Raw genomic sequence first — 26,471 nt, 5'->3', positions numbered from 1 at the left:
ATGCAGGACACCCTGCCACAGAAACTAGACATGTGTCCAGTTTCTTGGATCTTTCAGTCCCGGTATGCGTTTGGAGCTTTGACGGCGCCGGATCTGGGTGCTCAAAAACAAAACGGCGACCGTCTCCCGAAGGAGACCGCCGCCGTCGTCCTGAAGCTGCGGCGCCTAGCGCGCACTCTTCCGCCGGCTGAACCCGAACGCCACCGCCAGCAGCAGCACCAGGCCCTTGATGATCTGCTGCCAGGCGGCGTCCACGGACAGGATGGACAGGCCCTGGTTCAGCACGCCCATGACCAGGCCACCGATCACCGCGCCGATCACGGTGCCCACGCCGCCCTGCACAGAGGCACCGCCGATGAACACGGCGGCAATGGCGTCCAGCTCGTAGCCGCCGCCGGCCGAGGCCACCGCTCCCCCGGCCCGCGCGGTGCTCACCACGCCGGCCAGCCCGGCCAGGAAACCCATGTTCACGAAGATGAAGAAGTTCACCCATTGTGTCTTCACGCCGGACATCATGGCCGCATTCAGGTTCCCGCCCATGGCGTAGATGTGCCGGCCAAACACGGTGCGGGTCAGCAGGAACGAGTACGCCAGCACCAGCACGGCCAGGATGATCAGGATGATCGGTGTGCCGCGGTTGTAGGCCAGCAGATAGCACAGGTACATGATGGCCACCACGGCCACGCCGATCTTGAACCAGAAGGACGCGGCCTGCTCGCGGGGCAGTCCGAGCCGCTGCAGATCCCGGCGGCTCTTGAGCTGCTGCGCAATCACCGCAATGGACGCAACCGCGCCGATGCCCAGCGTGATCAGGTCCGGGGTTCCGGTGGCGGGAAGGGTGCCGGAGCCGATCGCGATATACGGGCGCGGCAGGCCGCTGACGGTTCCGCCGGACAGCAGCACCAGGGCCACGCCACGGAATATCAGCATCCCGGCCAGCGTCACAATAAACGCCGGTATCCCCACAAACGCCACCCAGAAACCCTGCCAGGCTCCGATCAGGGCGCCGACGGCGAGGGCCAGGACAACCGCGCCCCACCAGGGCAGGCCCCAGTTGTTCATGGACAGGGCAGCAACGCCGCCTACCACGGCCACCACTGATCCCACGGACAAATCGATGTGCCCGGCGATGATCACCATGACCATGCCGATGGCCAGGATCAGCACATACGCGTTCTGCTGGATCAGGTTGGACACGTTGCCGGGATAGAGCAGGCGTCCCTCGGTGAGGATCTGGAACAGCACAATGATGACGACGAGCGCGGCGAGGATCCCGTACTGCCGCAGGTCCACCCGAATCCGCCGCTTCGAGGTCTTGGGGTTCGGCGGGAGCGGGGCCTTCGCCTGTTCTGGAGTAGTGGTGGTCACGAGGCTTGTGCTCCTTGGTTCCGGGCGGCGGTCATATGGCGCATCAGTTCTTCCTGGGTGGCTTCGGCGCGGGGCACCTCGGCCGTGAGCCTGCCTTCGGCGATCGTGTAGATGCGGTCGGCAAGCCCGATCAGCTCGGGCAGCTCGCTGGAAATCACAATGACGGCTTTGCCCTGTGCCGCCATCTCGTTGATGATTCCGTAGATTTCAAACTTGGCGCCGACGTCGATCCCACGCGTCGGCTCGTCGAGGATCAGCACGTCGGGACCGGAATAGATCCATTTGCTGAGCACGACCTTCTGCTGGTTTCCGCCGGACAGGTTCCCCACCAGGGAGGACACGTTCGGCGTCTTGATGTTCATCCGCTGGCGGTAATCATCGGCCACCCCGTACTCGCGGTTACGGTCGATGATCCCCAGCTTTGCCAGCTTGCGCAGCGCCGCGGCGGACACGTTGACGGTGACGCTGCCGATGAGGTTCAGCCCGTACCGTTTGCGGTCCTCGCTGACGTACGCCAGGCCGTTGCGGATGGCTTCCCCCACCGTGCGCGTCTGTATTTCGGTTCCGTCCTTATACACGCGGCCGGAAATTCCGGAACCCCAGGAGCGGCCGAAGATGCTCATGGCCAGCTCGGTGCGGCCGGCGCCCATCAGCCCGGCAAAGCCCACAATTTCTCCGGCGTGGACGTTGAAGGAGGCGGATTCGACGACGACGCGGTCCGTGTCCACGGGGTGGTGCACCGTCCAGTCCTCGACCCGGAATTTCTCCACGCCGATGTCCGGCTCCCGGTCCGGAAACTGGCTGTCCAGCGGACGGCCCACCATGGCCCGGATGATGCGGGTTTCAATCTCGTCGGTGTCCTCGACCGGAAACGTGTCGATGGTTTGTCCGTCGCGGATGACCGTGACGATGTCCGCAATGGCCCGGATCTCGTTGAGCTTGTGGGAAATGATGATCGAGGTGATGCCCTGTTCGCGGAGCTGGTTAATCAGCCCCAGCAGGTGCGCGGAGTCGCCGTCGTTCAGCGCCGCCGTCGGCTCATCCAGAATCAGGATTTTCACTTCCTTGGACAGGGCCTTGGCGATTTCCACCAGCTGCTGCTTGCCCACCCCGAGCTCGAGGATTTTGGTGGCCGGGCTTTCGTCCAGCCCCACGCGCTCCAGCAGGGCCGCGGCCCGCAGGTTGGTTTGGTTCCAGTCGATCACGCCGCCGCGGGAGACTTCGTTGCCCAGGAAGATGTTTTCCGCAATGGACAGGAACGGGCTGAGCGCCAGCTCCTGGTGGATGATCACGATCCCGTCCCGCTCGCTGTCATTGATCGTTGAATAGGACACCGGCGAGTCCTCCAGCGTGATGGTGCCCTCGAAACTGCCGTGCGGATATACGCCGCTGAGCACCTTCATGAGGGTGGACTTGCCGGCGCCATTTTCGCCGCAGATGGCGTGCACCCCGCCGCGCTCAATGTCCACCGAAACCCCGTCGAGCGCTTTGATGCCGTTGAACTCCTTCACAATGCCGTCCATGGAGAGGATGACGTCATTCATGCCGTTCTCATTTCGCTGCAGAAGTGGAGAACCGGGAGCGGGACGCGGACCGGCCGCGCCCCGCTCCCGGTCAATGACCGGGGCTGTTTAGAGCCCAACCTCATCCGCAGAGACAAAGCCGGAGTCCACCAGCGTTCCCTGCACGTCATCCTTGACCACTACCTGCGGCTCCAGGATGTAGGTGGGAACCACCTTCACCTCGTTGTCGTAGGTCTCGGTGTCGTTCACTTCCGGATCCTCTCCTGCCACGAGGGAGGCGATCATGGCGTCCACCTGGGCGCCCAGTTCACGGGTGTCCTTCCAGACGGTCATGGCCTGCTGGTCGTTGAGCAGCGCCTTGATGTTGGCGGCGTCGGCGTCCTGTCCGGTGATCAGCGGCCAGTCGGTGCCGGGCGTGTAGCCGGCGGCCAGAAGCGAGGATTCGATGCCCAGCGCCAGGCTGTCATTGGGCGAGAGCACGACGTCGACCTTGTCACCGCCGGTGTAGAAGGACTGCAGGCGGTTGTCCATTTCCGACTGGGCGTCCGCTGACTTCCAGCCCAGGATGCCGATGGAGGTCCAGCCGGCGTTGTCCGCCGGCGACTTGCCCGAGGGCACCACCAGCTGGCCGCTTTCCACGTAGGGCAGCAGCACGTCCCAGGCGCCGGAGAAGAAGAAGGAGGCGTTGTTGTCATCCGGGCTGCCGGCGAAGGGCTCCAGGTTGTACGGTCCCTCGCCGTTGGCCAGGCCCAGTTCTTCCTCGATGAACTCCCCCTGCAGCTGGCCCACCTGGTAATTGTCGAAGGTGGCGTAGTAGTCCACGGCATCGGTGCCGTTGATCAGGCGGTCATAGGCGATGACGGTGACGTCCTGGTCCTTGGCACTTTCCAGGGTCGGGCCGAGGGTCTTGCCGTCGATGGCCGCCACCACGAGGATCTTGGCGCCGCCGGCCACCTGGTTCTGGATCTGGCTGATCTGCTGATCGGTCTTGTCCTCTGCGTACTGCAGGTCAACGGTGCAGCCCCTGGCTTTGAGTTTTTCCTCCAGCCCCTCGCCGTCGTTGATCCAGCGTTCCAGGCTGCGCGTGGGCATGGAGATCCCCACGTTGCATTCGGTGGCATCCCCGTCTTCCGAGGCATTGTTGGACCCTGCCGGAGCGCAGGCAGACATGCCGGCTGCTAGTCCGATGGCTAGAAAGAGGGTCGAAAGGTGCTTCATTCGAGTCATTGTTGAGCCTTTGAAAAAGGATCCGGCCCCGCGGGGTTGGCATGGCGCCGCGGGCAGCGGCGGAAGGCCCCCTCATGTGCCGCAGGACTGGATCGGACGGATACAACGCTGTAGCGCCCCGTGACCAAAGCAACCGTCACCTGTTTGCGGGCTGAGCCAACAATTCCACTCCGACCGCATCTGGACAAGGGATTTTGGAATGTTTATGCGAACGCAACATCCTGCTTGGGCCGATCTGACCGTCGGTCAGTGCCGCGGGCTTTCCTGCCGACCTACGCATGGTTCGGCGCTCACGCATCGGCTCCATCCATCCGGCCCTGCCGTGCGGACTCCGTGCATTTAGTTGGTGCTCGTAGGTGCTTGAACCAGACCCACTACATCTAAGGGATCTGTGCCGGCCTTGTGAGTCGCGGAACCGATCAGCTTTGCCTGTACTGGACTGAGAGCGGTCCCTGCACGAGAAGCCGTTCAACCCAGAGCGCGGCCACGCCCGCCACGTGCGGGGTAGCCATGCTGATTCCGCTGATAGTTTTGGTGCCACCATGGAGCCAGGGGCAAAGGATTCCAACTCGAGGACCAGTGACAATTGCCATCATGTTGGGGAATGGGGCAATGGTGAGTCCAACGCCAGTGCGGCCATCGCCACGGCGCGTTCGGCGGTGCCCAGGGCCGCAGATTCAGGCCCATGGGTCACCGGCCCGTCGAAGGATCCCGGGTGGCATCGGCGCTCGCAGGATAAAGGGGCCAGACTAGGGTTCGCCGGGGTCGGGAATCGGTGAGGGTACGTCGGTAATCGGTTCGCCGGGCTCGGGAATCGGTTCGCCGGGCTCGGGAATCGGTTCGCCGGGCTCGGGAATCGGTTCGCCGGTAATCGGTTGGGCCACAGTGATGGTGGCAGTCCCGGTGACCCCGGACTGAGTCGCAGAAATGATGACGGTCCCGGGGCCGATCGCGGTAACGGTTCCGGCCTCGTCGACCCCGGCAACCTTCCAGTCTGCCGAATCCCACTCGACCTCTGTTGCCAGCGCGGTGGACCCGTCGCTGTACACCAGCTGAGCGACCAGCACAGAGGTCCCCCCTACAGCCTGCGTGGGCACTATTGACGGCGTAATGACGAGCTCGGTGATGACAGTTCCGTCGGTAACCGGTGGGGTGGCCAGATCGGTAATCGATGGGGTGGGTACGCCGGTAACCGGTGGGGTAGCCACATTGATGATAACGGTCCCGGTGACCCCCGACTGAGTCGCAGAGATGGAGACGGTCCCGGGGATGACCGCGGTGACGGTTCCGGAGCCGTCGACCCCGGCGACCGAAGGGTCTGCCGAAACCCACTCGACCTCTGTTGCCGGCGCAGTGGACCCGTCGCTGAACGTCAGCTGAGCGACCAGCACAGAAGACTCCCCGACCTCCAATTCGTCGGGTACTGCACTCACGGTTACAGCGGCCAGCTCCACATCCCGGTCTTGTCCGACCTTGGTCAACAGCATGACGACGGCCAGCATTGTGACTGCAGCCGTGACCGTAGCGTAGGCGGAAAGAACCTTCCACTGATAGCGCCGTATCCCAGCTGTGAGCGCCAACTCCATGTCGATGGGATGGGATTCCGCATGTTCGGTCGCGACTGAGCGCAGTTTCTGCCTAAGTTCGGTGTTCACGAGACCTCGCCTGAGTGCATCCGAGCCACCGAAGTTTCTGCGTGCTGCAGCGATTCCACTACCTGAGCCAGGGGGCTTCCGGTGAGCGAGGCGATTTCGGCCAGCGAAAGTGAGGCAAACTCATGCAGGACGACAACGACGCGCTCATGGGGGCTCAGTGTTGCCAACGGGCTTGACGACGGAACCACCTCTTTGCTTTGGCGATCGATCCGTTGCTGGGGCTGAGCCCATTTCATGTGCGAAATGAAACGATCAACGAAAATGCACAATGTGTATGTTCGGATCCCGGAGGTGATCGGTCCGCGCCAGTCTGATGATGTCTTCACCCAAGCTGCCTCCAACAGCATGGCTGCAGTCGCAGGGTCATCGCAGATCAGGTTGGCACACAGTTCGAGATCCCCTTTTTGCCGTTCAAAGACCGCCCGCAGTTTCTCCTCGCGGTCCTTCAGCGTCGCTGAGACTTTCACCCCCGAGGGGAACCCAAACTCGATATCGTGGACAGACGGCAACAGTATCGCCACCATCAGGACAGCCACGCCCAATCCCATAGGAATCAAGCCGAAGGGGGTTGGGATCACCCAGCCGGCAACAATTAACACCAGGGCGGCAACGAAAGCGATCAGGCGTTTGGGTTGCAACACGCTGCTCCAGTTCCGCTTGGGAACGTCACACACGGGCTGGACGACCTTCCTCAGCGAGACCGATCGGCACGGAACCCGCTGCCCGTGCACGACACAGCCTTTAGCGAATAATTCGCCGCAATGTCTTGCAGCCACACGCCCTAAAGTTGGAAATGCGCACCTGCTTTTACCGGTGACACATCCTGTGTCATGCTTCCAGCCCCGGCGTTACCGCTATGGTACCCCTCTCTGAAGGCAGGCTGGAAGGCCGCCCTGTGAAAACCTCCCTGCGCGCAACCGAGTACGTACGAGCACTTGGTTGTTCCGCTTCCCCGGTGTGTTCAGACTCCCGCTATTTCGGCGTCTGCTGCCCGCGCACCGCGGACCACTGCTCGCCCACCGAGACGTCCGCCAGCGGCTGCCAGCCGTTGTCCTCCAGCAGGGAAGCTACGGTGTCCCGGTTGAGGTCGCGCTCCCCATTTTCCGCCGCGGCCGAGGGATAGCAGACCCACAGCACGCCGCCGGGTTCCACGGCAGCCGCGGCACCGGACAGGTCATGCGCCAGATCAGCTGCGGTGCCCGCAAACAGCACGACGACGTCGGCAGGGTTCCGCGAACCGGATTCGGCCAAGTACGCCTGGGCGGGCAAGAACGGGGCGACCTCCGGACGGTCCTGCGCGCCGTAGACCGTGACACGGCTCTCCGGTGAAACACCGAAGATCTGGGCGGTAGTTGAATCGGATGACATGTGGTGAAGCTCCATTCCAGGGCGTGAGACTGTGTTGGTACCTGATGTCCGGCTAGCACGCCGCCTGCCGGATTCTCCATTCTTTCAGGTCCGCAGCCACGGTCTGCACCCCTGCGCAAAGCAGCCAGAATGTGCTGTTTCGCCATTGTCACCGCTGACCAGTAATCTCAAAGAGACAATTCAATAGTTGGGGAAAACCTTGCAACACGCCATCCGCGGAGACCACTCCTCCGCGTTTCCAAGTCCGGGTCTTCCGGCAGCCAGGAAACCGTCCGTTTGGGACCGTTTCCCTTCTCTCGAAAAGTACCTTCGATGATCGGCCGTACGAAGGTTCTCGCAGGCGCCGCGGCCGTGCTGGTCGCCGGTACCACCATCGCCGTCGCGTCCACGGGCAATGCCGACGAAGGCACTGTCATCCGTGTTATCGACGGGGACACCCTCGTAGTGGACTTCGACGATCAGGAACTGACCGTCCGTCTGCTGAACGTGGACACCCCGGAAACCAAAGACCCCAACAAGCCGGTGGAATGCCTGGGTCCCGAGGCGACCGATTTCCTGACCGAGGCTCTGCCGCAAGGCAGCACGGTGACACTCGCGTTCGACGTCGAGCGCGAGGACCGTTACGGTCGCACCCTGGCCGCCGTGTACGACGACGAGGGTCTCCTCATCAACGCCGAAGTTGCCCGCCGCGGGCTGGGCGTACCGGTGACGTACGAGCCGAATGCCAAGTTCCGTCCGCCGGTGGACGAGGCGTATCAGGAAGCGCAGGAGCAGCAGGCCGGGCTCTTCGCCGAGGATGTTGAGTGCACCATTCCGGCAATGGTCGCGGCTCTTGAAGGCACCGCGGCTCAGGCCGCCGAGGAGGGAGCGGGTTCGACGGCGGCATCCGCTGCCGCTGCTGCCGCCGCCGTGTACGCACTGGTCAAAACCGTTGACGAGGGTTTCGATGCCTTCGAGTCCGGCGCCAAGGCCGGAAAATCGATCATCTGGACCGCGCTCTCATCAGCACAGCGGACCGAATTGCAGGCACGGGTCTCCGCCGCACGGAGCACGGTGTACGAACGCCACGGCGAACTGACAACCCTGCAGTCGGAACGTCAGGCAGCCGAGGACGAAGTGATCCGCAAGGCTGCCGAGGCGAAGGCAGAAGCCGAGCGGGTGGCCGCCCAAGCGGAGGCTGAGCGTGTTGCTGCCGCCCAGGCCGAAACGGACCGGATCGCAGCTGAGGCCGAAGCCAGCCGCGCGGCCGCTGCCCAGGCCGAAGCGGACCGGCGGGCAGCAGCTGTTCCTCCCGCGCCGACTTATGACCCGCCTCCCGTGCAGACCTACAACCCACCTCCTGCGCAGAGCAATAATCCGCCCGGATACACCGGTCCGCGTTGCTACGCACCCGGCGGCAAGTCCTGGCGTCCCTGCTAACCAGCTAAAACCCTTGAAGCCCTATCCATAGCGTTTGTCTTCACTGCCGGCAGGCGGGCATCCACCGGGTGCCTTCCTGCCGGCTTCGCACTGCTCTGAAAGAAAGTCCATGAAAAACAACACACTGCTGCTTGCGTCCCTGATTTCCGCTGTGCTGGCGCTCAGCGCCTGCGGCGACTCCGGCTCGACGGGAGCCGATATTACTTCTGCTCCCGTCGAACCGGCTACCGCCAGCACCACTCCCGCAGTTGCCGAGCCGCTCCGCAGTCCGCGCGGAAACATCATCAAATCAGTAGGGGAGCCAGGCGGAAACCGGCTGTCTGAAGGCAGTGACGAGTGGGCCTTCAATTTCACGGTCACCGATATTGTGGTGGACCCTGCATGCTCGGGCTATTACGCTGCGCCGTCAGAGAACGGGCACTTGGTTTCCATCAGCATCGAGGCAACGACCATCCAAGAGCCTGACTTCACCGAGGCAATGTTGAACAGCGTCACGTTTGATCCCTATTCCTGGAAAGTGATTGCTCCCAATGGGACTACGGTCAACACCATCACTTCAGGGGCATCAACCCAGTGCCTCACCGATTCTGAACGTATGCCCACGATGATCGGCGCGGCAGAAAAGGTGAGCGGAAAAATCGTTCTGGACGTTCCCACACCGACCGGCACTCTTGTCTATGCGCACGCAGGCGGCGTCACCGGTTGGGAATGGGAATACGGAACAAAGTAGGGACCGGCCCGTTGCCGTCAGCCTGCCAACGGCGAAAGCACTTCCACCCGGTTGTTGAACGGATCCCGGCAGTGGAACCGCTCGTAGCCCTCGAAAGTGTGCCGTTCTTCCCACGACACCTCGAACCCCGCCGACTCAATCCGGGCGCCGAGGACTTCAAGTTCCGCGGGTGACGCCATAACCAGTGCGGGGTGAGCCTTCTTGGCGGGAACAAACGGCGTATCGACGCCCAGATGGATTTCTGCCACCACGGTCTCACCTTCGAAGGCCCGGAACCAGCACCCGCCGCGTCCGGCCAGGGATGCAGGCTTGGGCACCTCGGTCATACCAAGCGCCTCTCCGTAGAAGCTGCGCGCCTGCTCTTCCCCGCCCTTGGGTATCGAGACCTGCACATGGTGTAGCCGCATTGTTCCCCCCCGAGTGATGTGTTGTACGCCGTCGCACCGGAACTGGCCACGCCGGACAAGGTCATCATGGCATATGGGACACCGTGGGTGCGGCGGCCAACAGCTCAGCCGAGTTCGAGTCCGTGCTCGGCAAGGGCCCGCTCAATAAGGTCCAGCGCCTTGGGCCCCAGACCATGCAGAGCTGCCAGCTCCTTGCGCGGAACCCCGGCCAGGCTCCGGAGCGATGAATATCCTGCAGCATCCAGCGCCCTGGTTGCAGGGGCCCCGACCTGGGGAAGGGCATTTAGTGGTGTTGTCATCGCCGCCCATGCCTCCTGGATTTCTCGCGGCCGTGTCGATTCCAAAGTCTGGGTCGACGAACCGGAGCGGTCAACCCACGGGGGCTTCGCGGAGGACTGGATTGAACTGGACCTGGGCCCGGCTAACGGGTTGACTGTTGCCCATGCCTCTTACCGGTGAATATGCCCCCAGTGCCAGCAAGCGAGCCCGCGAACAGGCGGAGCTGATCGAGAGTTCCGGCGGAACCGAGGGCACCACCCTCGGCGGCCGGCCGGTGGTTCTCCTGACCACGGTCGGCGCCAAGTCCGGAAAGCTGCGGAAAACGCCGCTGATGCGGGTGGAGCACGACGGCGAATACGCCGTCGTCGCTTCCCAGGGCGGCGCACCCAAACATCCCGTTTGGTACTTCAACCTCCTGGCCAATCCGCACGTGGAACTGCAGGACGGCCCGCAGAAGTGGGACATGCGGGCACGGGAAATCCACGGCGAGGAAAAAGCCCTCTGGTGGGAGCGGTCCGTGGCTGCTTATCCGCCGTATGCGGACTACCAGGCGAAAACGGACCGTGAAATCCCGGTGTTCGTCCTGGAGCGGATGGACTAGCCCTTTACCCACGGAAATAACGACGGCGGACCCCACTTGGGCTCCGCCGTCGCCGTCATTCGGCTGCCGTTTTGGGTTTCCGCTGCCATTTTGGGTTTCTGCTGCCGATGCGCAGTGGCAGCAAGAACCCAAAACGGTCGAATTTATCCGAAACGGAGGGACTCACCCGGTCCCCAGCGGCAGGAAGATCACGGGATTAGTACGACGCTTCCGCACACCCCGCCGGACTCCAGCCGCCGCATCGCCTCGGCGACGTCGGCCAGCCGATACCGGCTGTCGACTCGCGGCACGACCTCGCCCGCCTCGATCATGGCGGAAATACGCTCAAGATCATTATGGTTCTCCCGGCACATCAGCCCCGTCAACCGGCGGTTGCCGAAAAGCGACAGAACCGCAGCGGCGGCCTGCCGCTCGAATATGGACCCGGTCAGCCGGCTGCCTCCCTCCCCGCCGGCAAGTACTGCCGTGCCGCCGGGCGCCAGCGCGCGGCGCAGGCGGACCGGGGATGGATTGCCGCCGAGGTCGATGATCGCGTCGAACCGGGGCCCGGCGGCTGCGAAATCCTCCCGTGCATAGTCAATAATCCCCGCGGCACCAAGCGACCGGACAAACTCCGCCTTGCCGGCACTGCACGCCCCGACCACGTCCGCCCCGGCTGCCCTGGCCATCTGCACTGCAAAACTGCCGACGCCGCCAGCCGCTCCCAACACCAGGACCTTCATCCCCGCGGCCACCCCGGCGGCGCCCAGTGCCTGCAATGCAGTCAGTCCTGCCACCGGAACCACTGCCGCCTGCTCGAAGTCCAGGCCAACGGGCTTTAGCGCCACCTTGCCCTCTGCTGCAGCGGAGAAACCGGCAAAGGAGCCCCGCCCGATTCCATACGCCTCATCCCCGACGCGGAAACGAGTGACGGCGGCACCGACGGCGGCCACCGTGCCGGCGAGGTTGTGGCCCATCACCGGCTGCCGCGGCCGGCGCAACCCGACGCCCGCGCGGAGCAGATACGGTTTGCCAGTCATCATGTGCCAGGTTCCACGGGCCAGCCCGGCGGCGCGCACCTGCACCAACACCTCTGTGTCCTCCAAGTGAGGAAGCGGGTGCTCGGACAGGCGCAGGACCTCCGGGCCGCCGTAACCTGTCTGCAGCACGGCGGGTGCTGCAACCGGCAGGCCGGCGAGCGGCGGAACTGCTGGCGAAACGGCCGACGATGAAACGGACGGAGCGGACGGTTGGGCGTTATGGGTGGTGCGTGACGTGCGGGACATGGCGGTTCCTTTCGCGGAACTTCTGAAACACATCAGCCTTACAAAGTAAGATGGACCGTACCTTACAAAGTAAGGCAGCGGTAGACTGCCCGCAATGACTTCCACAAACGCTTCCGCCCACCCCCGTCAGCCCTTGACCCGCGAACGGGTACTGCAGACGGCCGCCCGCATTGCCGACGACGGCGGACTGGGCTCGCTGACCATGCGCTCCCTGGCCACGGAACTGTCGGTGCAGCCGATGTCGCTCTACCATCACGTGGCCAACAAGGAAGACATCTTGGACGGGCTGATCGACTTGGTCTTTGACGAGGTGCAGGTGCCCTCCGAAACGCCCGGCGGATGGCGTGCGGCCATGGAGGCCCGCGCCCACGGCATGCGGACCGCACTGTCCCGCCACCCGTGGGCGGTGGGTCTGATGGAGACGCGCACGAAGCCGGGTGCCGCCAACCTGCGCCACCACGATGCCACACTGGGCGTGCTGCGCAGGGCGGGTTTCTCGCTGGACGCGGCCGGTCACGCCTATGCCCTGCTGGACAGCTACATCTACGGTTTCGCACTGCAGGAGGCCGGCCTGCCGGTCGGCGTCCCCGACGCAGATCCGCAGATCGTGAAGGCCATGGCCCGCGCCATTCCGGCCGACAAGTTGCCCTACCTGGCGGAGATGGCGATGGACCGCGCCATGCAGCCGGACTACAGCTTCGGTGCGGAGTTCGGAGTGGGGCTTCGCATCATTCTCGATGGTCTTGCCGGCCTGCTGGTGCAATAGTGAACCCGATTTCCACACCCGCTATGTCGAGGAAAACGCGTCGCTGGTCGTGCTGCTCCGGGCCGGCCGGCGGGCGGAGGCAGCCGAGGCGCTGCGCGGCTACCTCGACGCCGCCGAGGCGGAACTGCTGGGACATCTGACGCCTTAGCCGGACGCCGAACTACGGCTTATTGATTCCCCCTGGCGCCGCTCACACCAGGTACGAACTGTCCCGCGCATCCGTGATCAGCATGTGCCCCGGCGCGTGCCCAATGGCCAGCCACGGCTTTGATTCCATGACAGCGGCCTGCGGCGTAACCCCGCAGGCCCAGAACACGGGTACCTCTCCTGCCGCAATCTCCACCGGATCACCGAAGTCCGGACGGTCCAGATCAGCGATGCCCAGCTCCGCAGGGCTTCCCACATGCACCGGAGCCCCGTGCACAGCGGGATAGCGGGAGGTGATCCGAACGGCGTCGGCCACCTGCGAGGCGGGAATCGGCCGCATTGACACCACCAGGGGACCGCTGATGCTCCCGGCCGGCCGGCACCGGATGGAGGTCCGGTACATGGGTGCGTTGGTGCCCTGGTCGATGTGCGCGATGCGGATGCCGCCCTCCTGCAGCGCCGCTTCAAAGGTAAAGCTGCAGCCCACAATGAAGGTCACCAGGTCAGTGCGCCAGTACCCGGAGATATCCGTCGGCTCTGCGACCACTTCACCGTCCACATACACCGTGTACCGGGGCAGGTCCGTCCGGATGTCCCCCTCGGCCAGCAGCGGCCCGGAAGTCTGGCCGGCGTCGAACACTCCCAAAATGGGACAGGGTTTCGGGTTCCGCTGGGCAAAAAGCAACATATCGAAGGCCTGGGTCTTGGGCACAATGATCAGGTTCGCCTGCGCATAGCCGGCGGCCCAGCCTGCCGTTGGCGTGACCATGCCGCTGCGAAAGAGCATGCGTGCTTCGATCGGCGACATTGTTGCGGTAGCGACGGCGTCGGAAAGCAAGTGCCTCGGCCCGAATTCGGAGTTCATGGAGATCCTTTCGACACCAGCGGTACAACGGTTCCCAGCCCAAAAGGATGTGCAAGTGCTGCCGGACCCTGCCGCTTACCGTTCTGAGCCTGCAGCACTCCGCCCGTAGGTGGGTTCAGCAAACCCGCCTACCGGCCCCGGCACCACAAACTTCCGTTTCGGCACTGCGGCGCGGGACCGTACGGTTCCCACGGCCCGGCTCATCGCCGTCCGGGCGGCGGGTCCATGACCGGGCAGCAGCAGCGAAGCATCCAGCTTCCCCAACTGTGACAGCGAGCGGCGCGCACCGGTTTCGTCGGAATGGAACATCGGATCAAGCATCTGCGGGCCCCGGCGCCGGCTGATGGCGTGGCCGGTGATCAGAGCATCACCCGTGACGGCAGCATGCGCCGCCGGCAGGTAAAAAGCCGTGTGTCCGGGGGTGTGGCCCGGGGTGGGGACCGCTGCGGGAGATCCCGGCAGCGCTGCCAGTTCGCCGTCGTCGGCCCACGCCGCTGCCGTCAGCACCGCCACCCGGGAGGCGCCGCCGGATGCCAGGACGTGCCAGGACCAGTGCAGCACCGAGGGCTGCCAGGCCCGGCTGAGAATACGCCGCACCGAGACCTGATCCCGGTCCTCCCCTAGCAGATACGGGAGCTCGGGCACGCTGCACAGAACGGGAATGCCGAATGCCGCAGCGAAGTGGCCGGCAGTGCCCGCGTGGTCGATGTGCGCGTGCGTGATGAGGACGGCGGATGCATCGGCCGGGTCCAGGCCGGCCTCCGAAATCGAGGCCAGCACCAGCGGCAGGTCGCCGGGATAGCCGCCGTCGATCAGGGTGAACTCCGGCCCGCGGCGCAGGATGACCCAGTTGGACGCCGGTCCCTCCACAAAAAAGACGTCAGGGGCGGGTTCGCTCAGTGAATACCCCGGGCGTCTCTGTCCACCGCGCATGCCGACACCTCCTGTATAGAGGTATAGCCCGGCTTCCGGCGGGCTGCAACAGCTTAGCTCCTAGTCGGCCGAGGATTCGTAGAAGTCCCAGGCGCTGATCATCTCGGGCACCGCCAGCGTATGCTCGGCGCGCGGGATGACCGACTGCAGCGAGCTGAGCTTCGTTCCGGGCCGTCCGTGGCGTGCCAGAATCATCGAGCCGAGCATGAACATGTCGGCAACGGGAGCGTACACCGCCACTCCCTGCACCACGAACGGGCCGCCCAGGGCGTCAAACACCGCGGTCACCACGTCCCCGTGCCGGACGCGGCCCAGCAGCAGGTCAGTGGACCCGTCCTCGGAAAGGCCTGCGGTGAGGACGGCAACAAAGGCAGCATCCTCGTCCTGCAGAACCGTCAGGGAATGGATGTCCCGCTCGGGTTTGCCGTTGTTTTCGATGCTGCGGTGGCCGAGCATCCGCACTCCGAGCACCGGGGATTTGAAGGCGGTGCCGGAGACCCGGAATACCCCGTAATGCTCACTCTTGAAAGTGGCAGCGGCGAGCTCGGCCGGCCCCATCCGGGCCAGGACGGCACCCATGCCCTTTACATCGCGGCGTTTGGGCAGCGCCGGCGGGGCATCGGCCAGGGACAGCGGCTCGTAGGCGGAGGGCAGCAGTGCGGCGGCTGCGGCAGCCTCCGCCGCAGCCGTCGGATCAGCGTCCAGCAGCTGCCAGAACGCCGCTTCACCGATGATCTCCAGGGCTTGGCCCTTGGCGCGCAGGTCCTGGGCTTTTTGAACGGAGCGGCTGACGACGGCGCCGGGCCGCAGCATCTCTGCGTCCCAGTTCCCCACCACCAGCAGCGTGGTGGTGCGCGTTGGGGCATGGTTGTTCAGCGCCCCGCCGTGTGCCAGGACCAGCTGCTGCAGGACCGGACGTTCCACGGAAAAGTCACCGGTGAAGGACACCATGTGTCCGTTCATTTTGGCGGAGAGCGCGGTCACCGGTTCGGCGAGGGCCAGGGCGGTGCGCGGCGCGAACCGCTGTGCCCGGCCTGCCCCCGACGTTGCGGCGGCAGCCTGGTTTGAACCAGCTGAGGCCCCTCTGGATCCCGCCAGGGTCCTGGACCCGCACAGCGCCAGCACGGCATCGATGTCCGCCAGTTCTTCCCTGCCTGCCAGGGCGATGGTGATGTTGGCGCAGGCCTCGGCATCGGCCAGCCCGTCGTGGTGCTGGAAAGCTCCGAAACCCAGTGCCGCATGAACGGTGGGCAGCTTGTGATTCTCCAGTGCCAGCAGGCTCTGCGCCAGTTTCACCGAGCAGCCGGAGCGATACGGTGTTGATACGATTCCGGCCGTCTCGCTGGTTTTGCGGAAAACGTCAAGGTCAAAGGCTGCGTTGTGGGCGATCACTGCGTCGTCGGCGATGAAGGCGGCAATCTCGGAATGGACCTGGGCCCAGGTGGGCGCACCGGCCACCATGGCTTCGGTAATGCCGTGGACGTCGATATTGCGCTGCTGGAATCCTCCGCCGTCGGTGGGCCGCAGGAGCCAATGCCCCCGCTCCACAATTTGTCCGCTGCGAACCTTCACCATGCCCAGGGCACAGGCCGAGGCCCGCGATCCGTTGGCTGTTTCAAAGTCGATCGCGGTGAAGTTCAGTGTCATGTTGTGTGGAGGTCCTTGGGGTTTCCGGCCGAACTCAGCCGGGGCATCGAAACCGCGAGCGGCGGCCCTCTACTTTACCTTCCCTCCGGGAATTCAAACGCCCCGCAGACGGTTGTGCCGGCATGACCTCAACAGACCCCGCTCCGTCGTCTCCGGCTCTTCCCGTCCGCCAGCTGCGCCTCGTGATCGCCGCTGAGGACTATGCAGCGGCCCTGGCCTTTTACCGTGACACGCTGGGCATGCCGCAGCAAGAGGCCTACTCGGGCGGTGACGGCGCCGAGGTCACCATCCTCGACGCCGGCCGGGCCACCCTGGAGATCGCCAACGCCTCCCAGGTCCGCATGATCGACCGGGTGGAAGCCAACGGCAAGCCAAGCCTGAAGCTGCGGGTGGCCTTCGAGGTCGGCGACGCACGGAGCGCCACCGCGGCGGCGGTCGACGGCGGTGCCCAGCTGGTGGCCGAGCCCCGCGAAACCCCGTGGCGGTCACTGAACTCCCGGCTCAACGCACCGGAGGGGCTTCAACTGACTCTCTTCGAGGAACTGGCGTAAGGCGCCGACGGCACTGGACTTACAACCAGTTTTGTAAGGTGGACAAGTGACCGCCTCCCCCGCCGCCGCCATGACAGCAGGAGCCGGCCGTTTCGCTCCCAGTCCCTCCGGGGATCTCCACGTCGGCAACCTCCGCACGGCAGTGCTCGCCTGGCTGTTTGCGCGCTCCTCCGGGCGCGGGTTCCTGCTGCGCGTAGAGGACCTGGACCCCGAGCGTTCGCGGACGGAGGCCGCGCAGCTGCGGGACCTCACCGCCGTCGGGCTCTCCTGGGATGCCGTTCCGGTGCGGCAGTCCGAGCGCACCGGGTATTACCTGGCGGCCATCGACCGGCTGTCCGAAGCCGGAAGGGTTTATGAGTGCTTCTGCACCCGCAGCGAAATTGCCGACGCGCCGCGGGCCCCGCATGCACCTCCCGGTGCCTACCCGGGAACCTGCCGGAATCTCACGGAAGAGGAACGCGCACGACGACGCCGGGACCGTCCCGCCGCTCTCCGCCTGCGTGCCGACGCAGAGCAGTACACGGTGCATGATCTGTTGCACGGCACGTTTACGGGGCCGGTGGATGACATGGTGCTGCTGCGCAACGACGGTGTGCCGCCGTACAACCTGGCCGTGGTCATCGACGACGCCGCCCAGGGCATTGACCAGGTGGTCCGCGGCGGCGATTTGCTCACTTCCGCTCCCCGGCAGGCCTACCTCGCCTCACTGCTTGGCCTGCCCGAAGTGGTGTATGCGCATGTGCCGCTGGTCCTGAACGGAGCCGGCCAGCGGCTGGCGAAGCGCGACGGTGCCATCACCCTGACGGCGCTGGCCGGCATCGGCATGGATTCGGATGACGTGCGGAACCTGATCCTGGCGTCCCTGAACCTGCCGCCGGGAACGCTGGAGAATGCACTGGATGCGTTTTCTCCGGCCTTGCTGCCGCGCGGACCGTGGGTATTCGACTCGCCGGGGTCTGTCCTGCCGGGCCTCTAGGCCCTGCCCAGATGAATGCCCAGTGCCAGGATGAACGCCGCCAGGCCGATGACCGCCACAATGGCCGCGTCCCGCCGATGGTGCAGCCACAGCCAGGAGGGCCGGTGGGTGAAGAAGGCATACAGGCCGGTCAGCAGCAGGATCAGCCCGGCCATGCCCACGTAGCCCGGCAGGCCGGAGGCCACCCCCTGCGCAATCACCAGCAGCAGCATGATCAGTCCGAAGACAAAGCTGCCCCAGTGGAAAGCGGGCTCGCCGCGGGGATGAGAACGCGATACCGAACTAGTCATGCTCCATTGTCCGGCGGGGGCCGGTGCCTGTGAATACCGGCGGGCACGGGCGGACTCGAAAAGTCTCCGACAAAAGTTTGCAGACCCGTTGACGTCGTCGGACCGCGGGCGTAGCTTCGTAATCAACCAACAGGTTGAACAACCAGCACCTTGATTACACAGAAGCTGACCAACGCCATGAACACTGACGAGGCAGATCTGGACCGGGCGTTTCTGGCCCTGGCCGATCCCGCCCGCCGCCGCATCATCGCCCGGTTGTCCCGGGGCCCGGCCACGGTCAACGAACTTGCGGAACCCTTCGAGATTTCCAAGCAGGCAGTCTCGAAGCATATTCAGGTCCTCGAGCAGGCACAGCTCGTCACGCGCAGCCGTGACGCCCAGCGCCGCCCCGTCCACCTGAATCCCGCGCGGTTGGAGGCGCTCACCGCCTGGATCGGCCAGTACCGGCTGGTCCGCGAGGAGCAGTTCCGCAGCCTTGATGCCGTGCTCAGCACAGAGACCGCTGTGAAAGGCGGCCAGCAGGCAAAGGAATTGCCATGACGAACGCACTGAAACTCAACGTCCCGGACGGGCTTCCGTTTATTGATTTCACCCGCGAGGTGGATTATCCCGTGGAGCAGGTCTTCCGGGCCTACGCCGAGCCGGACCTGGTGGTCCAGTGGCTTGGTCCGCGCGGCATGAAGATGGACATCAATCACTACGACTTCCGTACCGGCGGCTCCTACAGCTACATCCACACCGGGCCGGAGGGGGTCCCCTATGAATTCCGGGGCATCTTCCACACCGTGCGGGAGAACGAGTCCGCCATCCAAACTTTCGAATTCTCCGGGTACCCCGATGTCACCAGCCTGGAGTTCATGACCCTTGAGGCGCTCGACGGCGGCCGCACCCGGATCTCTGCCCATTCCGTTTACCCCTCCATGGAGGCACGGGACGGGATGGCGGCTTCCGGCATGGAATCCGGCGTCGCCGAGGGCTTTGACCGGATGGAGGAGCTGCTCGCCCAGCTCCAGCCGGAAGCGCTGCAGGGACGGGGCGCGTGATGAGCAACCCTCTGAACCTCAGCGCGCCGTCGGGCGAGCCCTCTATGGATTACTCCCGTGAATTCGATTTCCCGGTCAGCGACGTCTTCCGCGCCCATACCGACCCGGAGTTGTTCGCCCGGTGGATCGGACCGCAGGACCTCACCACCCGGATTGATGTCTTCGAACCGCGTACCGGCGGCGCCTACCGGTTTGTGCAGTGCCGGGGCGAGGACGAATACGCCTTCCGGGGTGCCTTCCACACTCTGCGCCAGGACGACTTCGTGCTGCAGACCTTCGAATTCGAGGGTTACCCGGACGTGGTGACGCTGGAATACAGCACGTTCACCGAGCTGCCCGGCGGCAGGACGCTGCTGACCGGCCGCTCCCTGTACCCGTCGGTTGAATCCCGGGACGAGTTCCTAGGCAACGGCATGGAAGAGGGCATGTCCTCCGGCTACAACCAGCTGGATGATCTTCTCGCGTCCCTCCCCACCGAAGCCCCGGAAGGGAGGGAGTAACCGTGGAGTGGACCCTCGAAGTAGTGCAGGTTCCGGTCACCGATCTGGACCGTGCCATTGCCTTCTACCGTGACCAGATGGGCTTCACCCTGGACCACCGCACAACTGCCGGCGACATGGATTTTGCCCAGCTGACGCCGTCGGGGTCGGGGTGTTCCATCGTGATCGGCAATCCGGCCCAGCAGCGGATGGAGCCCGGGTCGTTGCACGGAATGCAGCTCGTGGTCTCCGATGCGCGGGCGGCCCGCGAGGAGCTGCTGGGCCGCGGCGTGGAAGCGGGCGAGATTACCGTTTTCGACGAGCGCGACGGCGGCACCTTCTTCGGTTTCCCCGACCCGGACGGCAACAGCTGGATGGTCCAGGAAATGAAGGTCCGTGCCGAGCATCCGCTGATACCGCGCAAGGAGGTCACGCGAGAACAATAAACGTGAGAGCAGCCCAGACCGAGACAGCCGCAACGGTTGTCCACAGGATGATGGCTACTGCCTGCCAGAGCAGGACCCAACCGCGCGGAGTGCCGGCGGCAACGAGCATTGCAGAGGTGAACTGGGTCGGAATCGCCAGCGGGCCGAGGATGCTGGCCCCCGGGACACCGAACCGCACAAGCCACCTCTTGAACCGCTGCTGGCCCTTGGACTCAGGCTTCACGGAAACGACTGGGAGCGTTTCCACCGATCCTCCGGCTGCCGCTGCCCCCGCCGCCAAGGCATGCACGGCTCGGCGTTCCACCACGGCGTGACGCGCCCGGGAACCGAGAAGGACCACCACAAGAACGCTGAGAAAGTTGCCGGCCGCGGCGGCGATCGCGGCGATGACCACGTGCATTCCACCGACCACGCCGATAATGGCACCTCCCTCCCCCTCCACAAAAGGGACTGCCCCGGCCAGCGCCACGACAAGCGGCTGAATAATCTCGGGCACCTGGGCTGCCAGCTCCTGTAAATTGCTGACGAGACTCTCTATCGGGTTCATGACGGTTCCTGACTGCTGGTTGGCGTACCGGATATCTCCGGACGTTCCATCAGTAGAAACCGTGTTCCCGGAACAGGGTCAACCCCGGCGAAGAGGGCACTCTGCCTCCCGTGCAGACGCGGGGGATGCTGATCCATCGACACCTCGGCATTAACGCACTTGACTGGTTTCTACGAACAACCTTCTTCCGCAGGCGTGGACCAACTGGCACAGAGGTGATGCGTGGAAAACCTGCAGGTGATCCTGGATCCGATGTGGGCGACGTACGTGGTGCTCGTGCTGGCCGTACTGGGCTTCATGACCAACCGGGTTCCGCTCGTGATCGTTGCCCTGTTTGTCCCGCTGGCGCTGTGGGCGACCGGGGTGCTTCCGCTGACCGAAGCACTGCAGGGATTCAGCGATCCGGTGGTCCTGTTCATCGCCTTCCTGTTTGTCCTCAGTGACGCGCTCGATGCCACGGGCATCACTGCGTGGATCGGACAGCAGCTCGAGCGGCGCTCGTCGCTCCGCGGCGCCGGGCTGCTCCTGGCGGTCATGGCTGCCGCGGCCGCACTCTCCGCCGTGATCAGCATCAACGGTGCCGTTGCGGCGCTGCTGCCCGTCGCCGTCGTCGCCGCCGGACGGTCCGGCGTCGTTCCCTCACGCATGCTCATTCCACTGGCCTTTGCCGCCGGCGCGGGATCGCTGCTGACCCTGACGGGAACGCCGGTGAACATCATCGTCTCCGAAATGGCTGCCGAATCAGGCGGACGGGAGTTCGGCTACTTTGAGTTTGCGCTGGTGGGCCTGCCCCTCGTGGTGGTGACCGCGCTCGTGGTGGTGGCCTTCGGGGGACGCCTCCTGCCTCAGCGTTCCCCCGAGCGGCTCACGGCAAACACAGCCGACCCGCGCGAACGGGTGCGGTCCTGGCAGGAGAGATACCCGGCCGACCTCGAGGCCGGACGGCTTTTCACCGGAGGTGAGGGTGTGGCCGAGGTTATCGTCGCACCCCACTCGCGGCTGATCGGACGCACGGTTTTCCCCGGAGAGACCATCGGGGACGGGGACCTTGTGGTCATCGCCCTTCACCGCGGCGGCGCACCGCCGACCGGCCCCGAGGCCCCCGCACCAACGGGCGAACTCACCCTCCACACGGGCGACGGCGTGCTAATCCACGGGCCCTGGGATGCGCTGCACCGCTATACCGACTCATCCGATGTGATCGCCGTCGAGCCGTCCCAAAGTCTCCAGCGGAGCGTGCCGCTCGGCCGCGGCTGGCGCCGCTGCCTCGCCGTGCTCATCGGAACCATCGTCCTGCTGGCAACCGGCGTTGTTCCTCCGGTGATCGCGGGACTGCTCGCGGCAGGTGCCCTCGTGGTCCTGGGAGTGGTCTCCGTGCCCCAGGGATTCCGTGCCGTCTCGTGGGACACCGTCATCCTGATCGCGGGGCTCATACCGCTCTCGAATGCGTTCGTCTCATCGGGTGCGGCGGATGAAATCGCTTCGCTCGTCGACCGGCTCACGGGCGGAGGATCCCCTCACTTCGCCCTCCTCGTCATCTGCGTGCTCACCCTCATCCTCAGCCAGTTCATCTCGAACGTGGCAACGGTGCTGGTGATGGCGCCCGTGGCGGTGTCCTTTGCCCAGTCGCTGGAGGTCAGCGTGCAGCCGTTCATGATGGCGCTGACCGTGGTTGGCGCCGCCGCCTTCCTCACCCCCATCGCCACACCGGCGAACCTCATGGTGATGCAGCCGGGCGGCTACCGGTTTGGAGACTACTGGCGGCTGGGGCTGCCGCTGGCCCTCGTTTTCCTCGCGGCCGGCGTGTTCTACGTGCCGCTGATCTGGCCCTTCTGACTTGCCTGGCCGTCCTGACTCGACTGGCCCTGCTGACTTGCCTGGCCCTTCTGCGCCTGCACCCGTTCGGCGGCCAGGACGCCCGCCCGCATCATCACATCCAGCTGGGCCGGGTTGTACAACTCGGCCAGGATGTCCCCCACTGTCGTTGCGGTGAAGTGGGCGTCATCGGATTGCAGTAATGCCGGGTTGCCCAACCACGGGTAATCGGTCATGTTCCGCGCCAGAACCTCAGCCATCCTTCCGGCCAGCTCCTGCCGGGTCTCCTCGTCAGCATCGGCCGGCAGCCGGTCAACATCAGGGCCGGTGTCATCGGTTTCATCCGCCGTCATCTCCAGTACATCGGTCAACGTCTCCCCGTCGTACAGGTGGCTCATCAGGTGGATCACCGCGTTGTCGGTTTCCGACAAACGGGAGGCGACGGCTTCAAATCCCGCGGGAACGTCCGCTGGCGCCCGGTGCGCGATGATCGCTGCAATATGGGCCCGTGCCTCCTGCAGGCGTTCGATGCTTTTCTTCAGCTCAGCGTCAATGTCATGCAGGACATCCGGTGTGCTGCCGGATCTGGTGCCCACCTCGTGCATCTGCGACAACGGCACACCGAGCTCCGCAAGACGCCGGATGCGCAGAAGACTTACCAGGTGACGGCCTTCGTACTGCTTGTAGCCGTTATACCGCCGGTCGGGCTCCTCGAGCAGACCCAGCCGATGGTAGTGCCGGATGGTGTTCACGGTTGTCTTCGCCAGCTCAGCCAGTTCGCGGGTGCTCCACGCCATCCGATCCCCTCCCTCGCGGCCTCAAAGCCCAAGAATAACAACGGCGCGCAGCTCCGGCCATGCGTCCGAACTAGGCCAGGGCGCCCGCAAACCAGCCGGTAATGGTGGTTGGATGCGTGATGGCGGTGCCGACGACGACGGCGAACGCGCCGGCGTCCAGGCATGCCCGGGCCTGCGCCGGGGAATGGATGCGGCCCTCCGCGATCAGCGGTGTGAGGCGGATATCGGACGTAGGACATCCCATGCGGGTTGAGTAGACCGTAAGCTGAATCACAAGCCGGGTCAAGGAAACGGGGTCCGCGGCGGCTCCGGCCGGTTTTCGTTCCGCGTAAAGCAGCAACCTTAAGCCCATTAGTTTCTAATGTTTCTAAAGGAGTTCCGACTTTGGTGAATGACGCCGCACCGAGTTCCCCTCAGGCTGCCCCGGTCTCAGCCGCGCCTGTGGCCGCTCTTGGCAGTGCAGCTGCCCGGGCGCCGCGGTTCAGTGCCCAGGCACGGTTGGCCGCGCTTCAGAGCGACATCATGGACCTGATCCTGGAAAACAACCTCGCCGCCGGAAGCCCTCTGCCCACCGAAGCAGAGCTGTGCAGTGCCCTGGGCCTTGGACGGAACACGCTTCGCGAATCCCTGAAAGTCCTGCAGGCCCTGGGAGTGGTGGAAATCCGGCACGGCTACGGCATGTTCGTGGCACCCACCAACTTCGACGCCCTGACGACCGGGCTGACCTTCCGGGGAAGGCTCTCACTGCGGCAGCAAGGCAAGGAGGCCCTGGAGTTGGTGGATGTCCGGCAAACCCTGGAGTCCGGTTTGATCGGCAAGTCCATGACACTGATGACACCGGATCATCTCGCGCGGATTGAGGAAACCGTTCGGGAAATGGAATCCCTGGCTGATCAGGGGCAGGCGCTGGCCGCCGTGGACTCGGAGTTTCACCGCCAGCTTTTTGAACCGCTGGGCAACGAACTGCTGACCCACCTCATGTCGGTCTTTTGGGACGTCTACAGCCGGATCCACGCTGAATCCGGCATGAAAACCGCCAGCCTTCATGCCACTGCCCTCACTCACCGGGAGATTTTCGATGCGGTGAAGAGCGGGGACAAGGCGCTTGCCTCGGAACGTATCAACAGCCATTTCGACGGTATCCGGGAAGCCATCGCCGCCTTGGTGAACCGATGAACGGGCAGGACGATCAGGAACAAGGCGCCATGCAGATCATGGTTTTGAATACTCCTGAAGAGGCCGGTGCCGCTGCCGCCGTCGTCGTGCGCGACTGTGTCCAGGCCAAACCCAACGCGGTGCTGGGCCTCGCCACCGGCTCGTCCCCGCTGCCGCTCTACGATGCGTTGGCTGATACCGGGGTGGATTTTTCCGGCGTCACCGGCTTCGCCCTGGATGAATACGTGGGGCTGCCGCCCGGCGACTCCCGCAGCTATGCCTGCGTCATTGACAGCGAAGTGACCCGAAGGCTGGGCCTGCGGCCGGAAGCCGTCCACGTCCCCGACGTTTTCGCACCGGATCTGGAGGCTTCAGCGCAGGACTACGAACGCGCGATCCGCGATGCCGGCGGCGTGGACCTGCAGATTCTGGGCATCGGCCACAACGGCCATCTGGCGTTCAATGAGCCCGGTGCCGCCCTGGATTCCCGCACCCGGGTGGAGCAGCTCGCCGAACGGACCCGCCGTGCGAATGCCCGCTTCTTCGACTCCCCCGACCAGGTGCCCACCCGCTGCATGACTCAGGGAATCGGCACCATTTTGGATGCCCGGCAGCTGCTCCTGATCGCGCACGGCGCTGATAAAGCCGACATTATTGCGCGGGCGCTGCAGGGCCCCGTCACCCCGGATTGTCCGGCATCCGCGCTGCAGCTGCACCCGCGGGTCACGGTAATCCTTGACCAGGCTGCCGCCGCCGGGCTCCGCTGATGAAGCCGGTAAACCACACCCAGCCGGTCACGGTTATTCGGGGCCGGGTGCTGCTGGAAAACGGCCTGGCGGAGGACAGTGCGGTTGCCGTGGCCGGGACCGAGATCCTTTACGCCGGTTCGGAAAACGGGCTGGACGCGGCACTGGCCGCAGCGGACCTTTCGTCTGAGCACGCCGTCAATGACATCCGGCTTGCCCCGGGCCAGCTGGCCGTTCCCGGGCTGGTGGACCTGCACTGCCACGGCGGCTACGGCGTCGACTTCCCTTCTGCTGATGTCGCCGCCGCCCGTACGGCACTGCATCGTATGCACGCCGCCGGGACCACCACGGTGCTGGCCAGCTTGGTCACCGCTGCGCCTGCGGATTTGCTGTCGGGCCTGGAGATGCTCTCCGGGCTGGCTGCGGCCGGCGATATTGCCGGCATCCATTTGGAAGGGCCGTTCCTCGCGGCCGCCCGCTGCGGCGCCCAGGATCCGCGCTGGCTGCGCTCCCCCGACCGCGAGCTTGCCGCCGCGTTGATCGCCGCCGGCAAAGGATATCTGCGCACCATGACGTATGCGCCGGAGCTTCCCGGCGCGGATGAACTGGTGGACCTGCTGACCTCGCATTCGGTGGTCCCGTCGCTGGGGCATACTGCCGCATCCGCGGACGACGCCGGTGCATCACTGGCGCGCGCGGCAGCCGGGCTCTCGACCCAGGCGGGCCGTGTCCCGACGGTCACGCATCTGTTCAACGGTATGGACCCCATCCACCACCGTGCTCCGGGTGCGGTGACGGCAGCGCTCCGGGCGGCGCGGGCCGGGTCCGCCGTTGTGGAGCTGATCGCGGACAACACCCACCTGGATCCGTTTGTGGTGGCCGCGATGTTTGAACTTCTCGGTGCCGAGAACATTGTCCTCGTGACGGATGCGATGGCCGCTGCCGGGCTCGCCGATGGATCGTACCGCCTGGGCCCGGCCGAGGTACAGGTCCGGAACGGCGTGGCCCGGCTGGATTCCGGTTCCATCGCCGGCGGCACTGCCGGCATGCTGGACCTGGTCCGCAACTCCGTTGCTGCCGGCGTCCCCCTGGAATCCGCCCTGCGCTCGGCGTCCGAGGTTCCCGCCCGGGTGCTGGGCAAGGCTGGACAGATCGGGTCCCTCAGCGTCGGCGCGGCCGCCGACATCCTGTTGCTGGACACCGATTTGCGACTGCTCCGGGTGTTGCGCCGCGGCGTATGGATCTCTGAGGCGTAAACAGGGCTAAACGAGTGAGGCCCCGCCAACCAGGGCGGGGCCTTAAACAGTTGAGGCCCGTACCAAAAGATACGGGCCTCAACCTCTCAACCGAAATATTGTCCGGCGGTGACCTACTCTCCCACACCCTCCCGGATGCAGTACCATCGGCGCAGTGGGTCTTAGCTTCC

The 26,471-nt window shown here is 65.0% G+C and carries 31 protein-coding genes and 1 pseudogene; 15 read left to right on the top strand and 17 right to left on the bottom strand.

Features of this window, described 5'->3' with window-relative positions; all coding sequences use genetic code 11:
* Window positions 1-165: 165 nt before the first annotated feature.
* The 7 genes from mmsB to CXQ89_RS12440 all read right to left on the bottom strand — a co-directional run bounded on the left by mmsB (window position 166) and on the right by CXQ89_RS12440 (window position 7,141).
* On the bottom strand, window positions 166-1,368 hold the full coding sequence (gene mmsB, locus CXQ89_RS12465) for a multiple monosaccharide ABC transporter permease (RefSeq protein ID WP_104161491.1): 1,203 nt from the start codon (window positions 1,366-1,368) through the stop codon (window positions 166-168).
* Entirely contained in the window at window positions 1,365-2,912 is a 1,548-nt protein-coding gene (gene mmsA / locus CXQ89_RS12460) for a multiple monosaccharide ABC transporter ATP-binding protein (protein WP_104161490.1), read from the bottom strand. Before mmsA ends, mmsB begins: the two co-directional genes overlap by 4 nt.
* Window positions 2,913-2,999: 87 nt before the next feature.
* Window positions 3,000-4,109 (bottom strand): multiple monosaccharide ABC transporter substrate-binding protein, encoded by a 1,110-nt coding sequence (chvE, locus tag CXQ89_RS12455; RefSeq protein WP_181032333.1) that lies wholly within the window; start codon window positions 4,107-4,109, stop codon window positions 3,000-3,002.
* Between the two features lie 428 nt (window positions 4,110-4,537).
* Window positions 4,538-4,630, bottom strand: coding sequence for a hypothetical protein (locus tag CXQ89_RS18615; protein ID WP_219815606.1), 93 nt, complete (start codon window positions 4,628-4,630; stop codon window positions 4,538-4,540).
* Window positions 4,631-4,867: 237 nt separating this feature from the next.
* Window positions 4,868-5,773 (bottom strand): Ig-like domain-containing protein, encoded by a 906-nt coding sequence (locus CXQ89_RS12450; protein ID WP_104161488.1) that lies wholly within the window; start codon window positions 5,771-5,773, stop codon window positions 4,868-4,870.
* Complete coding sequence (locus tag CXQ89_RS12445; protein ID WP_146067245.1) at window positions 5,770-6,414, bottom strand: RNA polymerase sigma factor; 645 nt, start codon at window positions 6,412-6,414, stop codon at window positions 5,770-5,772. The genes CXQ89_RS12450 and CXQ89_RS12445 overlap by 4 nt, the downstream gene beginning before the upstream one ends.
* Window positions 6,415-6,745: 331 nt before the next feature.
* Entirely contained in the window at window positions 6,746-7,141 is a 396-nt protein-coding gene (locus CXQ89_RS12440) for a DUF3052 family protein (protein ID WP_104161486.1), read from the bottom strand.
* A gap of 312 nt (window positions 7,142-7,453) precedes the next feature.
* Between CXQ89_RS12440 and CXQ89_RS12435 the strand changes: the two genes are divergently transcribed.
* Window positions 7,454-8,560: a thermonuclease family protein gene (locus CXQ89_RS12435; protein WP_104161485.1), complete on the top strand. Its 1,107-nt coding sequence runs from the start codon at window positions 7,454-7,456 to the stop codon at window positions 8,558-8,560.
* A 109-nt stretch (window positions 8,561-8,669) separates the two neighbouring features.
* Window positions 8,670-9,290, top strand: a complete 621-nt coding sequence (locus CXQ89_RS12430; protein ID WP_104161484.1) for a hypothetical protein — start codon at window positions 8,670-8,672, stop codon at window positions 9,288-9,290.
* A 17-nt stretch (window positions 9,291-9,307) separates the two neighbouring features.
* Here CXQ89_RS12430 and CXQ89_RS12425 read toward each other — a convergent pair whose 3' ends face one another.
* A complete protein-coding gene (locus CXQ89_RS12425) occupies window positions 9,308-9,697 on the bottom strand; it encodes a VOC family protein (RefSeq protein WP_104161483.1) in 390 nt (129 codons plus the stop codon).
* A gap of 104 nt (window positions 9,698-9,801) precedes the next feature.
* Window positions 9,802-9,996, bottom strand: coding sequence for a DNA-binding protein (locus CXQ89_RS12420; RefSeq protein WP_104161482.1), 195 nt, complete (start codon window positions 9,994-9,996; stop codon window positions 9,802-9,804).
* A 143-nt stretch (window positions 9,997-10,139) separates the two neighbouring features.
* Between CXQ89_RS12420 and CXQ89_RS12415 the strand changes: the two genes are divergently transcribed.
* Complete coding sequence (locus CXQ89_RS12415) at window positions 10,140-10,577, top strand: nitroreductase family deazaflavin-dependent oxidoreductase (protein ID WP_104161481.1); 438 nt, start codon at window positions 10,140-10,142, stop codon at window positions 10,575-10,577.
* Between the two features lie 188 nt (window positions 10,578-10,765).
* Here CXQ89_RS12415 and CXQ89_RS12410 read toward each other — a convergent pair whose 3' ends face one another.
* Window positions 10,766-11,842 (bottom strand): NAD(P)-dependent alcohol dehydrogenase, encoded by a 1,077-nt coding sequence (locus CXQ89_RS12410; RefSeq protein WP_104161480.1) that lies wholly within the window; start codon window positions 11,840-11,842, stop codon window positions 10,766-10,768.
* A 94-nt stretch (window positions 11,843-11,936) separates the two neighbouring features.
* Here CXQ89_RS12410 and CXQ89_RS12405 point away from each other — a divergent pair, with 94 nt between their 5' ends.
* Both CXQ89_RS12405 and CXQ89_RS12400 read left to right on the top strand, forming a co-directional pair.
* A complete protein-coding gene (locus tag CXQ89_RS12405) occupies window positions 11,937-12,608 on the top strand; it encodes a TetR/AcrR family transcriptional regulator (protein WP_104161479.1) in 672 nt (223 codons plus the stop codon).
* Window positions 12,580-12,756 carry a hypothetical protein gene (locus tag CXQ89_RS12400; RefSeq protein WP_308471683.1) on the top strand — a complete coding sequence of 59 codons (177 nt, stop codon included), beginning with the start codon at window positions 12,580-12,582 and terminating at the stop codon, window positions 12,754-12,756. Before CXQ89_RS12405 ends, CXQ89_RS12400 begins: the two co-directional genes overlap by 29 nt.
* A gap of 42 nt (window positions 12,757-12,798) precedes the next feature.
* Here CXQ89_RS12400 and CXQ89_RS12395 read toward each other — a convergent pair whose 3' ends face one another.
* The 3 genes from CXQ89_RS12395 to CXQ89_RS12385 all read right to left on the bottom strand — a co-directional run bounded on the left by CXQ89_RS12395 (window position 12,799) and on the right by CXQ89_RS12385 (window position 16,200).
* Window positions 12,799-13,620 carry a putative hydro-lyase gene (locus CXQ89_RS12395; RefSeq protein ID WP_104161478.1) on the bottom strand — a complete coding sequence of 274 codons (822 nt, stop codon included), beginning with the start codon at window positions 13,618-13,620 and terminating at the stop codon, window positions 12,799-12,801.
* 75 nt (window positions 13,621-13,695) lie between these two features.
* The gene (locus tag CXQ89_RS12390) at window positions 13,696-14,553 is read right to left on the bottom strand and encodes an MBL fold metallo-hydrolase (protein ID WP_104161477.1); all 858 of its coding nucleotides are present in this window, start codon (window positions 14,551-14,553) and stop codon (window positions 13,696-13,698) included.
* Window positions 14,554-14,613: 60 nt separating this feature from the next.
* Window positions 14,614-16,200, bottom strand: coding sequence for an exonuclease domain-containing protein (locus CXQ89_RS12385; RefSeq protein WP_104161476.1), 1,587 nt, complete (start codon window positions 16,198-16,200; stop codon window positions 14,614-14,616).
* Window positions 16,201-16,322: 122 nt separating this feature from the next.
* Here CXQ89_RS12385 and CXQ89_RS12380 point away from each other — a divergent pair, with 122 nt between their 5' ends.
* Together CXQ89_RS12380 and gluQRS are read left to right on the top strand one after the other, a co-directional pair.
* On the top strand, window positions 16,323-16,751 hold the full coding sequence (locus CXQ89_RS12380; RefSeq protein WP_104104149.1) for a VOC family protein: 429 nt from the start codon (window positions 16,323-16,325) through the stop codon (window positions 16,749-16,751).
* Between the two features lie 70 nt (window positions 16,752-16,821).
* Window positions 16,822-17,727: a tRNA glutamyl-Q(34) synthetase GluQRS gene (gene gluQRS / locus CXQ89_RS12375; protein ID WP_104161893.1), complete on the top strand. Its 906-nt coding sequence runs from the start codon at window positions 16,822-16,824 to the stop codon at window positions 17,725-17,727.
* Here the strand turns inward: gluQRS and CXQ89_RS12370 are convergent.
* Window positions 17,724-18,017, bottom strand: a complete 294-nt coding sequence (locus CXQ89_RS12370; protein ID WP_104054906.1) for a hypothetical protein — start codon at window positions 18,015-18,017, stop codon at window positions 17,724-17,726. The two genes, gluQRS and CXQ89_RS12370, sit on opposite strands and share 4 nt — an antisense overlap.
* A 177-nt stretch (window positions 18,018-18,194) precedes the next feature.
* Here CXQ89_RS12370 and CXQ89_RS12365 point away from each other — a divergent pair, with 177 nt between their 5' ends.
* From CXQ89_RS12365 to CXQ89_RS12350, 4 genes are read left to right on the top strand one after another with little or no spacing between them, the layout of a single operon-like run.
* The gene (locus tag CXQ89_RS12365) at window positions 18,195-18,557 is read left to right on the top strand and encodes a helix-turn-helix transcriptional regulator (RefSeq protein ID WP_104055459.1); all 363 of its coding nucleotides are present in this window, start codon (window positions 18,195-18,197) and stop codon (window positions 18,555-18,557) included.
* Complete coding sequence (locus CXQ89_RS12360) at window positions 18,554-19,060, top strand: SRPBCC family protein (RefSeq protein WP_104161475.1); 507 nt, start codon at window positions 18,554-18,556, stop codon at window positions 19,058-19,060. The genes CXQ89_RS12365 and CXQ89_RS12360 overlap by 4 nt, the downstream gene beginning before the upstream one ends.
* A complete protein-coding gene (locus CXQ89_RS12355) occupies window positions 19,060-19,560 on the top strand; it encodes an SRPBCC family protein (protein ID WP_104161474.1) in 501 nt (166 codons plus the stop codon). The genes CXQ89_RS12360 and CXQ89_RS12355 overlap by 1 nt, the downstream gene beginning before the upstream one ends.
* 2 nt (window positions 19,561-19,562) lie before the next feature.
* Window positions 19,563-19,985 (top strand): VOC family protein, encoded by a 423-nt coding sequence (locus CXQ89_RS12350; protein WP_104161473.1) that lies wholly within the window; start codon window positions 19,563-19,565, stop codon window positions 19,983-19,985.
* On the opposite strand, the gene CXQ89_RS12345 is transcribed toward CXQ89_RS12350, so the two are convergent.
* The gene (locus CXQ89_RS12345) at window positions 19,969-20,532 is read right to left on the bottom strand and encodes a small multidrug efflux protein (RefSeq protein ID WP_104161472.1); all 564 of its coding nucleotides are present in this window, start codon (window positions 20,530-20,532) and stop codon (window positions 19,969-19,971) included. The two genes, CXQ89_RS12350 and CXQ89_RS12345, sit on opposite strands and share 17 nt — an antisense overlap.
* A gap of 222 nt (window positions 20,533-20,754) precedes the next feature.
* On the opposite strand from CXQ89_RS12345, the gene CXQ89_RS12340 reads away from it, so the two are divergent.
* Window positions 20,755-22,368, top strand: coding sequence for an SLC13 family permease (locus tag CXQ89_RS12340; RefSeq protein WP_258060086.1), 1,614 nt, complete (start codon window positions 20,755-20,757; stop codon window positions 22,366-22,368).
* On the opposite strand, the gene CXQ89_RS12335 is transcribed toward CXQ89_RS12340, so the two are convergent.
* Both CXQ89_RS12335 and CXQ89_RS12330 read right to left on the bottom strand, forming a co-directional pair.
* The gene (locus CXQ89_RS12335) at window positions 22,341-23,144 is read right to left on the bottom strand and encodes a MerR family transcriptional regulator (protein WP_104161471.1); all 804 of its coding nucleotides are present in this window, start codon (window positions 23,142-23,144) and stop codon (window positions 22,341-22,343) included. The genes CXQ89_RS12340 and CXQ89_RS12335 overlap by 28 nt on opposite strands.
* Before the next feature lie 70 nt (window positions 23,145-23,214).
* Window positions 23,215-23,355, bottom strand: a pseudogene (locus tag CXQ89_RS12330) (N-acetylmannosamine-6-phosphate 2-epimerase); the annotation flags it as partial.
* 230 nt (window positions 23,356-23,585) lie between these two features.
* Between CXQ89_RS12330 and CXQ89_RS12325 the strand changes: the two are divergent.
* From CXQ89_RS12325 to CXQ89_RS12315, 3 genes are read left to right on the top strand one after another with little or no spacing between them, the layout of a single operon-like run.
* On the top strand, window positions 23,586-24,320 hold the full coding sequence (locus CXQ89_RS12325; protein WP_258060134.1) for a FadR/GntR family transcriptional regulator: 735 nt from the start codon (window positions 23,586-23,588) through the stop codon (window positions 24,318-24,320).
* 29 nt (window positions 24,321-24,349) lie between these two features.
* Window positions 24,350-25,066: a glucosamine-6-phosphate deaminase gene (locus CXQ89_RS12320; protein ID WP_104161890.1), complete on the top strand. Its 717-nt coding sequence runs from the start codon at window positions 24,350-24,352 to the stop codon at window positions 25,064-25,066.
* Entirely contained in the window at window positions 25,066-26,301 is a 1,236-nt protein-coding gene (locus CXQ89_RS12315) for an N-acetylglucosamine-6-phosphate deacetylase (RefSeq protein ID WP_104161470.1), read from the top strand. Before CXQ89_RS12320 ends, CXQ89_RS12315 begins: the two co-directional genes overlap by 1 nt.
* The last annotated feature ends 170 nt before the right edge of the window (window positions 26,302-26,471 follow it).

The organism is Arthrobacter sp. ZGTC212 (genome assembly GCF_002929255.1).
Taxonomy (GTDB): domain Bacteria; phylum Actinomycetota; class Actinomycetes; order Actinomycetales; family Micrococcaceae; genus Arthrobacter_B; species Arthrobacter_B sunyaminii.
This window is presented reverse-complemented; position numbering and strand designations above follow the sequence as displayed.

Coding starts and splice junctions, on each gene's coding strand:
- CXQ89_RS12400 (WP_308471683.1), top strand. CDS start 12,580: ATGGTCTTGCCGGCCTGCTGGTGCAATAGTGAACCCGATTTCCACACC.
- CXQ89_RS12435 (WP_104161485.1), top strand. CDS start 7,454: ATGATCGGCCGTACGAAGGTTCTCGCAGGCGCCGCGGCCGTGCTGGTC.
- CXQ89_RS12355 (WP_104161474.1), top strand. CDS start 19,060: ATGAGCAACCCTCTGAACCTCAGCGCGCCGTCGGGCGAGCCCTCTATG.
- mmsA (WP_104161490.1), bottom strand. CDS start 2,912: ATGAATGACGTCATCCTCTCCATGGACGGCATTGTGAAGGAGTTCAAC.
- CXQ89_RS12405 (WP_104161479.1), top strand. CDS start 11,937: ATGACTTCCACAAACGCTTCCGCCCACCCCCGTCAGCCCTTGACCCGC.
- CXQ89_RS12385 (WP_104161476.1), bottom strand. CDS start 16,200: ATGACACTGAACTTCACCGCGATCGACTTTGAAACAGCCAACGGATCG.
- CXQ89_RS12430 (WP_104161484.1), top strand. CDS start 8,670: ATGAAAAACAACACACTGCTGCTTGCGTCCCTGATTTCCGCTGTGCTG.
- CXQ89_RS12380 (WP_104104149.1), top strand. CDS start 16,323: ATGACCTCAACAGACCCCGCTCCGTCGTCTCCGGCTCTTCCCGTCCGC.
- CXQ89_RS12415 (WP_104161481.1), top strand. CDS start 10,140: ATGCCTCTTACCGGTGAATATGCCCCCAGTGCCAGCAAGCGAGCCCGC.
- CXQ89_RS12335 (WP_104161471.1), bottom strand. CDS start 23,144: ATGGCGTGGAGCACCCGCGAACTGGCTGAGCTGGCGAAGACAACCGTG.
- CXQ89_RS12365 (WP_104055459.1), top strand. CDS start 18,195: ATGAACACTGACGAGGCAGATCTGGACCGGGCGTTTCTGGCCCTGGCC.
- CXQ89_RS12345 (WP_104161472.1), bottom strand. CDS start 20,532: ATGAACCCGATAGAGAGTCTCGTCAGCAATTTACAGGAGCTGGCAGCC.
- CXQ89_RS12425 (WP_104161483.1), bottom strand. CDS start 9,697: ATGCGGCTACACCATGTGCAGGTCTCGATACCCAAGGGCGGGGAAGAG.
- CXQ89_RS12315 (WP_104161470.1), top strand. CDS start 25,066: ATGAAGCCGGTAAACCACACCCAGCCGGTCACGGTTATTCGGGGCCGG.
- gluQRS (WP_104161893.1), top strand. CDS start 16,822: ATGACAGCAGGAGCCGGCCGTTTCGCTCCCAGTCCCTCCGGGGATCTC.
- CXQ89_RS12440 (WP_104161486.1), bottom strand. CDS start 7,141: ATGTCATCCGATTCAACTACCGCCCAGATCTTCGGTGTTTCACCGGAG.
- CXQ89_RS12395 (WP_104161478.1), bottom strand. CDS start 13,620: ATGAACTCCGAATTCGGGCCGAGGCACTTGCTTTCCGACGCCGTCGCT.
- CXQ89_RS12410 (WP_104161480.1), bottom strand. CDS start 11,842: ATGTCCCGCACGTCACGCACCACCCATAACGCCCAACCGTCCGCTCCG.
- CXQ89_RS12370 (WP_104054906.1), bottom strand. CDS start 18,017: ATGACTAGTTCGGTATCGCGTTCTCATCCCCGCGGCGAGCCCGCTTTC.
- CXQ89_RS12320 (WP_104161890.1), top strand. CDS start 24,350: ATGCAGATCATGGTTTTGAATACTCCTGAAGAGGCCGGTGCCGCTGCC.
- CXQ89_RS18615 (WP_219815606.1), bottom strand. CDS start 4,630: ATGGCTACCCCGCACGTGGCGGGCGTGGCCGCGCTCTGGGTTGAACGG.
- chvE (WP_181032333.1), bottom strand. CDS start 4,109: ATGAAGCACCTTTCGACCCTCTTTCTAGCCATCGGACTAGCAGCCGGC.
- CXQ89_RS12420 (WP_104161482.1), bottom strand. CDS start 9,996: ATGACAACACCACTAAATGCCCTTCCCCAGGTCGGGGCCCCTGCAACC.
- CXQ89_RS12390 (WP_104161477.1), bottom strand. CDS start 14,553: ATGCGCGGTGGACAGAGACGCCCGGGGTATTCACTGAGCGAACCCGCC.
- CXQ89_RS12360 (WP_104161475.1), top strand. CDS start 18,554: ATGACGAACGCACTGAAACTCAACGTCCCGGACGGGCTTCCGTTTATT.